The organism is Cohnella boryungensis (assembly GCF_042651945.1).
Lineage (GTDB): Bacteria > Bacillota > Bacilli > Paenibacillales > Paenibacillaceae > Cohnella > Cohnella boryungensis.
This window is the reverse complement of the sequence record NZ_JBHSED010000007.1, coordinates 44849-58098: the sequence shown is the minus strand read 5'-3', so window position 1 is coordinate 58098 and position 13250 is coordinate 44849. Positions and strand designations below refer to the sequence as shown.

Here is a 13250-nt window from a genome sequence, read left to right as displayed (position 1 = left end):
AGCCGAAGGAAGACGTCCATGAATCCGACTTGATCACAGGAGGTTCAGATGCTCGCTATAGACGTTCATCAACTGCGCAAGCAGTTCAAGGTTCAGAAAAATCGCGAAGGACTCAAGGGCGCCCTGAAGGATTTGTTCAAAAGGGAACATACGGAAGTCATGGCGGTCAAAGATATCAGCTTTCAAATTCCGCAAGGCGAAATCTGCGGATACATCGGGGAGAACGGCGCCGGCAAATCGACCACGATCAAGATGCTGACGGGCATTCTGGTGCCGACCTCGGGCAAGCTGGTCGTGAATGGTTTTATTCCCTATAAGGAAAGGGAGAAGTTCGTGCAGGGCATTGGCGTCGTGTTCGGACAGCGGAGCCAGCTTTGGTGGGACATCGGCGTGATCGAGTCGTTCCGGCTCCTGCGCAAGGTTTACCGGGTCGAGGAGGCCGATTTTCGCAGAAGGCTGGACGAGCTGGTCGAAACTTTGCAATTGCAGGAGCTGCTCAATCGGCCGGTGCGCAAGCTGAGCTTGGGCCAGAGAATGCGCTGCGAGCTGGTAGCCGCGCTGCTTCACAATCCGTCGATCCTGTTCCTCGACGAGCCGACGATCGGCCTGGACATCGTGGTCAAGACGGAAATCCGCGAATTCTTAAAACGGCTAAACCGGGAGCAAGGGACGACGATCTTGTTAACGACGCACGACCTCCAAGATATCGAGGCGTTGTGCTCGCGCGTCATCATGCTGGACGACGGCCGGATCATTTACGACGGGGGCCTGGAGGAGCTCAAATCTCGTTGGGGCAAAGGCCGCGAGGTGCAGTTCCAATTCACGGAGCCGGTAGCGCTGGAGCCGCTGTCCGCGCTGACCGAGGGGCTTGAGGTTCGATGGTCGCTGGACAACGACTTGACGGCCAAGGTTTGGATTCCCCGCGAGATGAACGTATCCGAGGTGCTGTCGCGGGTTGTCGGAAAGCGGGAGATCAGCGATATTAAGATTTTCGAGACGAATACCGACGAGATCGTAAGGGAGATTTACCAGTCGGGCAGCGCGGAAGCGCCGCGGGACCTGTCGTCGCTGACGGACGATGCGGCAGGCGAGAAGGAGCCGGTCAAGGCGGGAGCCGCACGGCCATGATGAGCGCGTATTTGGATTTCGTTCGCATTCGTTTTCTGATGATGCTGGCTTATCGGGTCAATTATTACAGCGGAATCGTCATCTATGCGATTAATATCGGGGCGTATTACTTCCTATGGAAGGCGATCTTCGGCGAGGCGGAGACGCTGCAGGGGTTTACCGTTATTCAAATGTCCACTTACGTGGCCGTTTCGTGGATGGCCAGGGCGTTCTACTTCAACAATCTGGATCGAGAAATATCCAACGAGATCGTCGACGGAAGCGTGGCGATCCAGATTATTCGGCCGTATTCGTATTTGCTTGTGAAGATGATGCAGGGGTTTGGCGAAGGGCTGTTCCGCCTGCTCTTGTTCATGATTCCGGGGATGATTATCGTCTCTCTGATCTTCCCGCTTGAGCTGCCGACCGACCCGATGCAATGGCTCGTCTTTTTCATCATGATCTGGTTCAGCTTCCTGATCAATTCGCAGTTGAACATTCTGACCGGACTGGGCGCCTTCTTCTTCGAGAACAATCAGGGCGTCATGACGATGAAAAGAATTATGGTGGACTTGTTGTCCGGCGTTGTCGTTCCGATCGCGTTCTTCCCCGGATGGGCGATCTCGGTCATGAACTGGCTGCCCTTCCAGGCCATTACGTACTTGCCGGGCTCCGTCTTCACCGGGCGTATCCATGGCGCGGACATCTGGAACGCGCTGCTCGTGCAAGTCATCTGGACGATTGTGCTGCTCGTTCCGATTCTGTTCATCTGGCGAGCGGCGCGGCGGCGTCTGTTCGTGCAGGGAGGTTGATAAGATGAGCCGGTTTACTTTTATGCTGGGCCTGTATCGGGATTATTTCGCCAACTATTTGAAAACAAAGCTGAGCTATCGGGCGGACTTCTGGATCGAAGTGCTGTCGGATCTGATGTTTAACGGGCTTAACCTTGTGTTTATTTTCATCGTATTCATGCACACGCCTTCTCTTGGCGACTGGAGCGAGGCGGAGGTCGTATTCGTCTATGGCTACTTTATGATGGCTTTCGGCCTGTTCGGCACGTTCTTCAATGCCTGGAATTTCGGTGAACGGTATATCGTCAAGGGGGAGATGGACCGGATACTGACCCGTCCGGCCCATTCGCTCAGCCAGATCATGCTGGAGAACATGGACCCTCCCGCTCTCTTCGGCTCGCTGGTCGGCCTCGTCATCATGATCACGTCGTGGGTAACGCTGGGCTTGCCGTTTCACTGGCACGATCCTTTGGTGCTGCTGCTGATGCTGCTCGGCTCTTGCTTCATCTATCTGGGCCTGTATACGGCGATGTCGGCGATTTCGTTCTATTCGGATGCGCCGACGGGGATCGGCCCTCTAATCTACAATATTCAGAATTACGGCAGGTATCCGGTCGAAATCTACAATAAAACGATCAAATTTCTGCTGACGTGGGTGCTGCCGTTCGCGTTCGTCGGAGTGTATCCGGCCTCGTACTTCCTCGGCCGCGCCGATCAGTGGTGGATACCATGGCTGACCCCGGTCGTCGGGATCGTCATGCTGACTCTGGGTCTCTGGTTCTGGAACTACGGAGTCAAGCGCTATCGCGGCGCGGGAAGCTGAGCAAGCGATCCCGGTTAGCCGAGAAGCGCGGATATTGAGCCTTCTTCATTCGGACGCAAGTTCGAAGGGGGAAGGCTCTTCTCGTTTGTTTGCGGCTGTCCGGCGCAGCCCTCTGTGTGTTTTTTGTTAGAACGGGATGCTAAGCTTCTTCTGTTGATCATGACAGAAGGAGAGAGTCACAGTGATGAGAAAAATAACGGCATGGGTGTTGGCGATGCTGCTGATCAGCGGCTTGCCGGGCTTCCAATCGTATGTTCAGGCCGCTCCGCATCTCTTCCCGGGCGGGGACGGATCGCAGAACAATCCTTATCAGGTCGCAACGGCGGAAGACTTGAACGCGATTCGCAATAATCTGTCTGCGCATTACAAGCTGATCGCGGATATTAATCTGTCGAACTTTCTGGCATCGGGAGGCGGCGGATATAACAACGGCCAGGGTTGGACTCCGATCGGGTCGCAAAGCGAACCATTTCTCGGTACCTTGGATGGAGACGGACATGTCATTTCCGAACTTGTCATCACAAGGGCAAACGATAATAATCTCGGATTGTTCGCGCGCACGTCCAGTTCCGCCGTCCTAAGGAATCTCGGAATTGTGAATGCCAATATCCAAGGCTGGGAGATTAACGGGGTTCTGACGGGGTTTAACGAAGGAACCATCTCCAGCGTATATGCGACCGGAGAGATTGTCGGATTGTCTACGACTGGCGGTTTGGTAGGGCATCATGCAGGAAGTATAGTCAACAGCTTCGCCATAGTGAAAGTCTCCGGAAATTTCCTAGGCGGAAACCTCATGGGAGGGCTGGTAGGAGGATCGACAGGCAGCATAACAAGCTCTTTCGCCGCAGGTCAGGTGATCTCGACCGGCTCGTCCAAGGGAGGCCTAGTCGGATATGTAACAGGAACCAGTGTCATTACGAATTCCTACTACAATAAGGATACAAGCGGGATGTCCGACACCGGCAAGGGAGAAGGACGAACGGATGCCGAAATGAAGCAGCAGGCTACGTATGCCAATTTGGATTTTACTAATGCATGGTGGATTGATGAAGGCAACGATTATCCTCGCTTGCGGATTTTCGGGGGCGCACCTAGCGCGCCTGCGGCGCCGCAGCTGCAGTCGGCTGCAGCAGGAGGAGCTTCGGTTACGTTGAAGTGGTCTGCCGTTCCCGAGGCCGACGAATACCGGGTGTACCGGAGCACGGCTTCGGGATCATACGGCAGCGATTACGAAACCGTAAGCGTACCTTCTTATACGGCTTCCTCGCTGACGGACGGAACGCGTTATTTCTTTGTCGTCACCGCTGTAAATGGACAAGGAGAAAGCGCTGTATCGAACGAGTTAAGCGCCGTTCCTCATCCCTTCTCTGGCGGAGACGGGTCCGAGAACGATCCTTATCTGGTCGCAAATGCGGAGGACTTGAACGCGATCCGCCATGATCTGACCGCGCATTACAAGCTGATTGCGGATATCGATCTGACCGGCTTTCTGTCCGAGAGCGGCGCAGGCTACAACGCCGGAAAGCGTTGGGCTCCGATCGGCACTCCGTCCATTGCGTTCAGCGGAACCTTGGACGGAGACGGACATGTCATTTCCAACCTGATTATCGATCGGGAAAATGAAGATTATATCGGGTTGTTCGCCAATACGAGCTATCCGGCTTTGCTGAAGAATTTGGGGATCAAGAACGCAAAAGTCAAAGGAAAGGAGATGGTCGGCGTATTGGCGGGCTTCAGCGGCGCTATCGTTACCGGCGTGTATGCGACAGGCGAAGCCAGCGGATTCTCCGGTATTGGCGGATTGGTAAGCACGAACGGCAGAAGCATTGCAGATAGCTATGCCGCAGTGAAGGTCTCCGGAGTGAATAACTTGGGAGGCTTGGTCAGCTATTCGCTGGGCAGCATCGATCGTTCCTATGCCGCGGGCGAAATCATCATCGGGCAAGGACTAACGCAAGGCGGACTGGTCGCAATAGCGGAGTACACGAGTCATACTACGAATTCTTACTACGATAAAGATAAAAGCGGATTGTCCGACACCGGCAAGGGTGAAGGGAAAACCACCGAAGAGCTGAAGCAAGCGGCTACTTATGCCGGATGGGACTTTGCACAGGTGTGGCAGATCAATGAAGGCAGCAGACTTCCCCGCTTGCGGGTTTTCGGCAGCGGCATGAGCGTACCTGCGGCACCGCAGCTGCAGTCGGCTGCGGCAGGAGACGCGTCGGTTGCGCTGACGTGGTCCGCCGTTCCCGAAACGGAAGAATACAGGGTATACCGGAGCACATCTTCGGGATCGTACGGCAGCGATTACGCGACCGTAACCGAGCCCTCTTACACGGCTTCCCAGCTAACGAACGGAACGCGTTATTACTTCGTCGTCACTGCGGCTAACGAAGAGGGAGAAAGCCCTCATTCCAACGAAATGGATGCGATGCCGCAGGTGCCGGCGCCGGGAGCGCCGGTCTTGCAGTCGGCAACGCCGAGTGACGGCAAGGTTCAGCTAAGCTGGGCGCCTGTGCCGGGAGCGGCAGACTATCAAGTGTTCCATAGCGAAACCTCCGGTACGTATGGAAGCGCATCGGCTACTGTGACGGGCTCGGTCTACGAGCTGACCGGACTGACGAACGGCACGACGTATTACTTTACCGTGAAAGCGATCAATCCGGGTGGAGACAGCGCCGCTTCGAACGAATTGAGCGCCGTTCCGCAGGTGGCCGCGCCGGGAGCTCCGGTCCTGCAGTCGGCAACGCCGGGAGACGGGAAGGTACAGCTGAGCTGGACGCCTGTGCCGGGAGCTGCAGGCTATCAGGTGTTCCATAGCGATACCTCCGGTGTGTATGGAAGCGCGACGGCTAGCGTGGCGGGTTCGTCATACGAGCTGGCCGGGCTGACGAACGGCACAACGTATTACTTTACCGTGAAAGCGATCAATCCGGGAGGAGACAGCGCCGTTTCGAACGAATTGAGCGCCGTGCCGCAGGTGGCTGCGCCGGGGGCGCCGGTCCTGCAGTCGGCAACGCCGGGAGACGGGAAGGTACAGCTAAGCTGGACGCCTGTGCCGGGAGCGGTAGACTACCAGGTGTTCCATAGCGAAACCTCCGGTACGTACGGAAGCGCGACGGCTAGCGTGACGGGTTCGGTATATGAGCTGACGGGACTGACGAATGGAACGACATATTACTTTACCGTAAAAGCGACCAACCCAGGCGGAGACAGCGCCGCCTCCAACGAGGTGAGCGCCAAGCCGGCTGCGCCTTCGTCGAACAATTCGGGCGGAGGAGGAGGCCCATCGGCCGGCACGACAAGCCCGACGAATGAGGCGGATGTGGTGGTCACGGTGAACGGCAAAGCAGAGCAAGCGGGCAAAGCCGCGACCGTGGAGAAGGACGGCCGGAAGATCACGACGATCGTCGTGGACGAGAAGAAGATCGAAGAGCGTCTGGCCGGCGAGGGAGCAGGCGCGCTGATCGTGGTGGCCGCTCCGGCGAAGGCGGACGAGATCGTCGCCGAATGGAACGGTCGTCTCGTGAAGAGTATGGCGGACAAGCAGGCGGTTATCGAGCTGCGCACCGACCGGGGCGTCTATACGCTGCCTGCGCAGGAGGTCATCGCTCAGTTGAGCCGCGGAGCGAAGCTGGAAGAAGTCAAGGTACAGGTGGTCATTTCCGAGGCATCGCCGCAGACGAACGCATTGCTGGAGCGCGCAGCGGCGGAGGGACGGTTCAAGGTGGCCGAGGCGCCGCTTGAATTCGCCGTATGGGTCCAATCCGGCGATCGGACGACGGAGATCGTCCGATTCAACGGCTATGTTGCGCGGTCGCTGACCGTTCCCGAAGGCACAGGGGCCATTACGACCGGAATCGTGCTGGAAGCGGACGGCAGCATCCGGCATGTGCCGACGAGGATCGTCGTGCGCGACGGACGGTACTACGCCACGATCAACAGCTTGACCAACAGCACGTACGCGCTCGTGCGGCACGAGAAGACGTTCGCCGATATCGGCGGGCATTGGGCGCGGAAGACGATCGAGGATATGGCATCGCGGTTTGTCGTGGACGGAACGGCCGAGGATCGGTTCGCGCCGGATCGCGACGTCAGCCGGGCGGAATTCACGGCGATCCTCGTCAGGGCGCTTGGCCTGCGGCTGGAGACCGGTTCCGCGAGCTTCACTGACGTAAGGAGCGCGGACTGGTTCGGGGCAGCGGTACACACCGCGCAGGCGTACGGATTGATCGACGGCTATGCCGACGGAACGTTCCGTCCGGAGGAGCGGATTACGCGGGAGCAAGCGATGACGATTGTTGCCAGGGCGATCAGCTTGACGGGCCTGAAGGGCGAGCAGTCGCCGACGGCCGTGCTGAGCCGATTCAAGGATGAAGCGGATGCCGCAGAATGGGCGAAGGCAAGCATCGCCGCGAGCGTGAGCGCAGGCATCCTGACGGGCAGAACGGAGACGACGCTGGCGCCGAAAGCGTACATGACGCGGGCGGAAACGGCGACGCTCATGAGCCGACTGCTGGAACGTTCGGGATTGATCTAAAGCAACCAGAGAAGCAGGGCTCCTGAACGGCTGCCGACGGCAGCCGGGGAGGCCCTGCTTTGCCTTAGAGAGGGAACGCCGAATTTCGGCGAGAAGCATGGGAAGGCTTGGAGGAGGGCGGAGGGTATGTTACGATACTTTCATCAAACGGGGGACGGGCAGGGGAACGACGTGGGCGCACGGGTGAAAATAGGGCTGCTGTCCGGCATTATCATATTTTTTCTGCTGCTTCAGCTTTCGATGCTGCTTAGCGGGGAAGCGCCGCGCCGTTCTCCGCCCGTTCAGAACGGATTGCTGGATGCGACCGGATGGAGCTTCTCCGAGGACGGGTTGATGTATCTGGACGGGTCATGGTCGTTCTACCCGAACGAGCTGGCCGATCCTTTGCAATTGCCGGTCGAAGGAAGCGTCGAGATGAAGGTTCCTCACGACTGGCGGAATGACGCAATCGGCCAGAATGCTTTCGGTAATGGCACCTACGAGGCGCTGGTGCTGCTTCCGCCTAACGCTCCTTCGGTGATCGGCGTCAAAGTGACGAATATTCGCATGGCTCACCGCTTGTATATTAATGGAGAGCTTCTGCACGAAAACGGAAACCCCTCCGAGTCGAAAGAGGGCTACCGGCCCTTGAATACCCCTTATACCGTCTACATGGCTCCGGCTGGAGACAGGCTGCACATCGTCATTCAGGCTTCCAATTTCAAGTATTACCAGGGCGGCATTGCTCAATCGATCCTGATCGGCGATCCGCAGGATATTTCACGCTATGCCGCGACGAGCTTCGGCATCGGGCTCTCCGGCTTTTACATGACCGCCTCTTTCGGGCTTTACGCTCTGTTTATATACCTCATGCGTACCCGAGAACGCATGTATATGTATGCGGGATTGTTTTTTCTCGCGGTTTCGTTGTCGGCGGCCACTGCGGACGAGAAGGTCATGATGGTACTGCTGGACGGACTGCCCTTCGAGCTGCACTACAAGCTTCAGGATTTCTCCCTGTGCGCCTCTCTGCTGCTTCTATTCGCGTTCTTTCGCACCGTGGAGCCGACTTTTTTGTCCAATCGGGTTTACCGCGCGGCGGCAATGCCGCTGCTGCTCTATACCGCATCGATCATACTGCTTCCCTATGAGTGGTACGTGCAGGGCAAAATGATCATGTCGGTGTATCTGGCTGCCCTGTGCGTGCTGTCGATCGTTCGCTGGCTCGCTCTTCTGCGGCGGGCGCCCAAAGACGGCGGGCGGCGAGGCGAGCGCTGGCTGATGCTGTTTACGGTGTTGTTCGTCTCAAGCAGCCTCGTTTCCTACTACATGCATCTAGATCAAGTGGTGTCCGGAAAGCTGATATCGTCCGTTTCCTACTTCTCGTTCATCTTCACCATTAATTTATTCCTGGCGCTGTGCTCGACCAATATGATGAAGCGGTCCGAGGAGCTGTCCGATCAGCTATGGCGTGCCAACGAGCTGAAGAACGACTTTTTGCAGCGCACGTCCCACGAACTAAAAACTCCGCTGCACGGCATACGCAATTTGGCAGAGCATTTGTCGCGCCATGAGGGGAGCTTCGCCTCCGAGCAGCAGCGGCAGCTTGGATTGATCGCGGATACGACGGAGAGGCTGTCGTATATTGTCAATGATCTCATCGATGCCAGCAGGTTGAAGGACGCATCGCTCCATATGCATATGACTGCGGTAGATCTGTCCGCCGTCGTCGAGCATGTGTTCCAGATCGTCGCGTTCCAGCTCGGCGGCAAGCCGATCTCGCTCGTCAATCGCGTACCCGTAGGCACTTTCGTCCGCGCAGACGAGCAGCGGCTGCAGCAGATCGTGTACAATCTCGCCTCCAATGCAGTCAAATATTCCAGCGAAGGCCTTGTGTCGGCCTCCGTCGGCATCGATGCCGACGAGAGCAAGCTGACAATCTCCGATCAAGGCATAGGGATTGCCGAGACCGAGTGGGAGCTGGTATTCCAGGACACCTACCGCTCCGAGGCGCCGGGCCAGCCGCTCTCCGAGGGTATGGGGCTTGGCCTGTTCATCAGCCGGGAGCTGGCGCGCAAGATGGGCGGGGATCTGTACGTGGCCGCCTCCAGACCTGGAGAAGGAACCGATATCGTCTTAAAGCTGAACGCCTCCGAATCGCCGTCATCCGTCGGCGAGCTCCCGCCCGTCATACATGAAGCGAACAGCTACGATGCCGGCCGATTGGTCGCTGCAAGCCGCGAGTCCGAATCGCCGGACGAAACGGAGCGCGGGGAGAACGACGGGATCGACCGCAAGACGTTATTGCTGGTCGACGACGATCCGGCCAATATCGAGGTGCTGAAGCTGATTCTTCAGCAAGATTACCGTTTGCTGACGGCATTCAACGGAGAGGCCGCTCTGGAAATCCTAGAGCGGCGGCATGTTGACCTGTTGATCGCCGATCTGATTATGCCCGGCATGTCCGGCATTGAACTGACGAGACGGGTTCGTCAACGGAATCCGGCGTTGTCTGTGCCGATCATTATCGCTACGGCGCACGCGCTGGATTCGCAGATGCAGCTCGCCTATCAGGCCGGAGCGACCGACTATGTCGCCAAGCCGTTCGGCCCGGGAGAAATCCGCAAGCGCGTGCAGCTGCTGCTTCAGCTATCAGCCACGATGGAAGCGGCGCTCGGACACGAACGCGCTTTTCTGGCGGCTCAGATCAAGCCTCATTTTCTATATAACGCCTTGAACAACATTATCGCCCTGTGCTACGAAGAGCCGGAACGGGCGGCGGAGCTATTGGCCTTGCTCAGCAGACATCTGCGCCGCATGTTTCAGCAGGAGTCGGTTGCTCATACGGTATCTCTGCGTCAGGAGCTGGACATGGTGAACGCTTATATCGAGATCGAGAAGCTCCGCTTCGAGGAGCGGCTCCTATTCGCCGTCGATCTCGATCCCGGGCTGCCGCTAGAGAGCCAGCATGTGAAAACGCTGCTGATTCAGCCGCTCGTCGAGAATGCCGTCTGTCACGGGATATTCAACAAGCTGGGAGCCGGCACCGTCACGCTGCGCCTGAAGCGTCTGCCGGAGCATCTGCAAATCGTCGTGGAGGACGACGGAGTCGGCATGAAGCCGGAACAGGTGGATCTGCTGCTCGCCGGCCAAGCCGACCGAGGCGTCGGATTGACGAACGTGCGCAGGCGCATCGACGCCATTCGCGGAGCGTCCTTCGAGCTGCGCTCCAAGGTCGGTTCGGGAACGACATGCATCCTCAAGCTGCCGCTGGAATAGGGCTATCCTGACGTGAGCGGTGAGCGGCATCAACGATCTGGAGGCGGGGACGATGCGATACGGAGTTATCGTTGTGGAAGACGAGAAAAAAATATTGGCGTACATGAAGAGGAAGCTCGGCGAATTCCCGGAATTTGAAGTTCGCGGCTGCTTCGACAAGCCGGAGGACGCATTGGAAGCGTTCGTTCGGCTGCAGCCGGATGTCGCCTTTCTCGATGTCGAAATGCCGAGGATGACGGGTCTGCAGTTGGCCGAAAAGCTGCTGCGGCTAAAGCCGGACACGCGCCTCGTGTTTCTGACCGCCTATGAGCAGTACGCGTTGGAGGCGTTCCGCGTCGAGGCGATCGATTACTTGCTCAAGCCGGTGATGAGCGCCGATATCGAACGCGTGCTGCATCGCTTGGGCAAGTTCCCGATCCCTCCGAAGCCTGTCTCCCGTATTCCCGTTCGCGTGTTCGGCACGTTCGAAGTGGAGGATCGTCAGGGCGGAGTCGTGAAATGGCCGACGAAAAAAGCGGAGGAGCTGTTTGCGTATCTATGGGTCAACAAAGGCCGGCAGCTCGGCAAGTGGTCGCTTATCGAGCTGCTCTGGCCCGACTTGTCCGAGGATAGAGGGGCGCATACCCTTCACACGACCGTTTACAGGGTCAAGCAGGTGCTGCAGCAGCTTCCGATCCCCGCTGCGATTGAGCGCGGCAACGCCACTTATCGGCTTGTGGCTCCCGCCGGGACATCCGATTGGGAGGAGCTGCAGGGGCTGGCAGGCGAGCCTCGATTGGACGATCCGTCCGTGGAGCGAGCAGTCCGACTCTATACGAATTATCGCCAGCCGCTATTCGGCGGCAGAGGCTACGAGTGGAGCGTTGCGCTGGATGCGGTCTCCGATCGGCTGATGGAGAAGCTGGGCGGAATGCTGCTGGACTACTATCGGATGAAAGCGGACGAGGCGGGCATACGTCGCATCCTGGATGCGAGAGAAGCGAGAGTGCCGGCGTATGCGGAAGGCACGTCGTTCTCCTGCGAGTAAGATTCGCCGGACTGTCTCCGCCCGAGAAAGCAAACGAAAAAAGCCGCGACTTCCCGGATCGGGAAATCGCGGCTTGCTTCGCATCCATTAGAATGAGCCTGCTGCCAAAGGGGGAGGGGCCGACGGGCAACCTCGTCATAGAGTTTTGCCGACCCTCATGTTACCATTAGAAGAATCGCCTAAGAAGGAGAATTATTCCATGACCCCATTGAAAATCGGACAACCCGCCCCGGACTTCGAGCTTCCTGCCACGAACGGGAATACGGTCCGGTTGAGCGAGTACAGAGGCCGCAAGGTCGTCATTTATTTTTACCCAAAGGACATGACGACGGCCTGCACCCAGGAATCTTGCGATTTCAGAGATGCCCATGCAACGTTCGGAGAGCGCAATGCTCTTATACTAGGGATCAGCACGGATGAGCTCAAGCGGCATTACAAGTTTATCGAAAAGTACGATTTGCCCTTCCTGTTGCTGTCCGATCCGGAACACCGCGTATGCGAGCTGTATGGCGTATGGCAGGAAAAGCAGCTTTACGGGAAAACGTATATGGGAATCGTCCGTTCTACCTTTCTGATCGACGAGGAGGGCAACCTCGCTCGGGAATGGCGCAACATCAGGGTCAAAGGACACGTGGAGAACGTGCTTCAGACGCTGCCAGGGAGTGAACCGGAGCTGTCCCAAAAGTAACTCTGGGGCAGCTCTTGCCTTTTCGCTCGATCAGGCTTTGGCGAGGACTATGCTTAGAAAGACGCGGCGCCCTTCAGCAAGAGAACCGGAATCGCGCCTCTCGAATGGCGTCCGTAACGAACGTAAATTCGAGCTCGGTGTCGCCCATGTTGTAAGTAGGCAGGAAGACGTTGCTTGCGGACAAGCTCTTTCCTGCGGACCGACGTTTCCTTACCTGTGTCGATTAACGGTTGCGGCTCCCGCAAAGGCATACTATAATGCTATAACAGGAGATGATCCGATGAATAGACCGAAGGTGTCTTTCCAAGCCTTGAATCGTACGAAGCTCGTGGATGAAGTCGTCGTCCAGCTTCAGAAGAAAATTTCCGGGGGAGAGCTCAGGCAGGGCGACAAGATTCCGACGGAGCCCGAGCTTATGGCGCAATTCGGCGTAGGCCGCTCCACGATTCGCGAAGCGGTGCGGGTGCTTGTGCATGCGGGGCTGCTGGAGAAGAAGCAGGGATACGGCACTTATCTAGCGGCGGCCTCCACCGTCATCCAGGAGCCGCTGGAGCATCGGTTAAGGCGGGCGGGGATATTCGAGGTGTACGAGGTCAGGAGGATGCTGGAGCTCGAAATCGCGAGATTGGCTGCCGAGCGCCGGGACGAAGAGGATCTCCGGCGGATGCGTCATCATCTGGACCAACGCTCCGAAGCCTTGAAGAAGGGAGACCGGAACGGCTATTTGAATACCGACGTCGAATTTCACCTGGCCGTGGCGACCGCCAGCAAAAATCACGTCGCGATGGACCTGTACCGGACCTTCTCGTCCGTGCTTCGCGATGCGTTGAGCAAGCTGGAGATGGAGAAGAAAGGGCACGATCCGAACACGATCTTCCACGAGAAGCTTTACGAGGCCATTAAAGCCAAGGATGTCGAGGCCGCGGGACATTGGACCCTTCAAAACCTGATTCATACGGTAAGCGAGCTTCGCGAGCGCAATGACATGGGAGAATAGGCGCGGCGCTTGACCTCCG

General features: G+C 57.6%; 8 protein-coding genes. All 8 read left to right on the top strand.

The annotated features are described in order from the left end of the window. The first annotated feature begins 48 nt into the window (after window positions 1–48). The 8 genes from ACFO1S_RS06230 to ACFO1S_RS06195 all read left to right on the top strand — a co-directional run bounded on the left by ACFO1S_RS06230 (window position 49) and on the right by ACFO1S_RS06195 (window position 13231). Window positions 49–1128, top strand: a complete 1080-nt coding sequence (locus tag ACFO1S_RS06230) for an ABC transporter ATP-binding protein (RefSeq protein ID WP_204605426.1) — start codon at window positions 49–51, stop codon at window positions 1126–1128. Next, a complete protein-coding gene (locus ACFO1S_RS06225; RefSeq protein WP_204605427.1) occupies window positions 1125–1919 on the top strand; it encodes an ABC transporter permease in 795 nt (264 codons plus the stop codon). The genes ACFO1S_RS06230 and ACFO1S_RS06225 overlap by 4 nt, the downstream gene beginning before the upstream one ends. 4 nt (window positions 1920–1923) lie before the next feature. Next, on the top strand, window positions 1924–2721 hold the full coding sequence (locus tag ACFO1S_RS06220; protein ID WP_204605428.1) for an ABC transporter permease: 798 nt from the start codon (window positions 1924–1926) through the stop codon (window positions 2719–2721). A gap of 184 nt (window positions 2722–2905) precedes the next feature. Beyond that, window positions 2906–7261, top strand: a complete 4356-nt coding sequence (locus ACFO1S_RS06215) for a fibronectin type III domain-containing protein (protein WP_378126457.1) — start codon at window positions 2906–2908, stop codon at window positions 7259–7261. Window positions 7262–7387: 126 nt separating this feature from the next. Beyond that, entirely contained in the window at window positions 7388–10519 is a 3132-nt protein-coding gene (locus ACFO1S_RS06210; protein ID WP_204606167.1) for a hybrid sensor histidine kinase/response regulator, read from the top strand. A 52-nt stretch (window positions 10520–10571) separates the two neighbouring features. Next, window positions 10572–11546: a response regulator gene (locus tag ACFO1S_RS06205; RefSeq protein WP_378126429.1), complete on the top strand. Its 975-nt coding sequence runs from the start codon at window positions 10572–10574 to the stop codon at window positions 11544–11546. Window positions 11547–11745: 199 nt separating this feature from the next. After that, window positions 11746–12234 carry a thioredoxin-dependent thiol peroxidase gene (gene bcp, locus ACFO1S_RS06200; protein WP_204606169.1) on the top strand — a complete coding sequence of 163 codons (489 nt, stop codon included), beginning with the start codon at window positions 11746–11748 and terminating at the stop codon, window positions 12232–12234. Window positions 12235–12514: 280 nt separating this feature from the next. Further along, window positions 12515–13231 carry a FadR/GntR family transcriptional regulator gene (locus ACFO1S_RS06195; RefSeq protein WP_204606170.1) on the top strand — a complete coding sequence of 239 codons (717 nt, stop codon included), beginning with the start codon at window positions 12515–12517 and terminating at the stop codon, window positions 13229–13231. The last annotated feature ends 19 nt before the right edge of the window (window positions 13232–13250 follow it).

Bases quoted from the DNA above. Each gene is read 5' to 3' on its own strand.
- ACFO1S_RS06215 (WP_378126457.1), top strand. From the start codon at position 2,906: ATGAGAAAAATAACGGCATGGGTGTTGGCGATGCTGCTGATCAGCGGC.
- ACFO1S_RS06210 (WP_204606167.1), top strand. From the start codon at position 7,388: ATGTTACGATACTTTCATCAAACGGGGGACGGGCAGGGGAACGACGTG.
- ACFO1S_RS06195 (WP_204606170.1), top strand. From the start codon at position 12,515: ATGAATAGACCGAAGGTGTCTTTCCAAGCCTTGAATCGTACGAAGCTC.
- ACFO1S_RS06205 (WP_378126429.1), top strand. From the start codon at position 10,572: ATGCGATACGGAGTTATCGTTGTGGAAGACGAGAAAAAAATATTGGCG.
- bcp (WP_204606169.1), top strand. From the start codon at position 11,746: ATGACCCCATTGAAAATCGGACAACCCGCCCCGGACTTCGAGCTTCCT.
- ACFO1S_RS06220 (WP_204605428.1), top strand. From the start codon at position 1,924: ATGAGCCGGTTTACTTTTATGCTGGGCCTGTATCGGGATTATTTCGCC.
- ACFO1S_RS06225 (WP_204605427.1), top strand. From the start codon at position 1,125: ATGATGAGCGCGTATTTGGATTTCGTTCGCATTCGTTTTCTGATGATG.
- ACFO1S_RS06230 (WP_204605426.1), top strand. From the start codon at position 49: ATGCTCGCTATAGACGTTCATCAACTGCGCAAGCAGTTCAAGGTTCAG.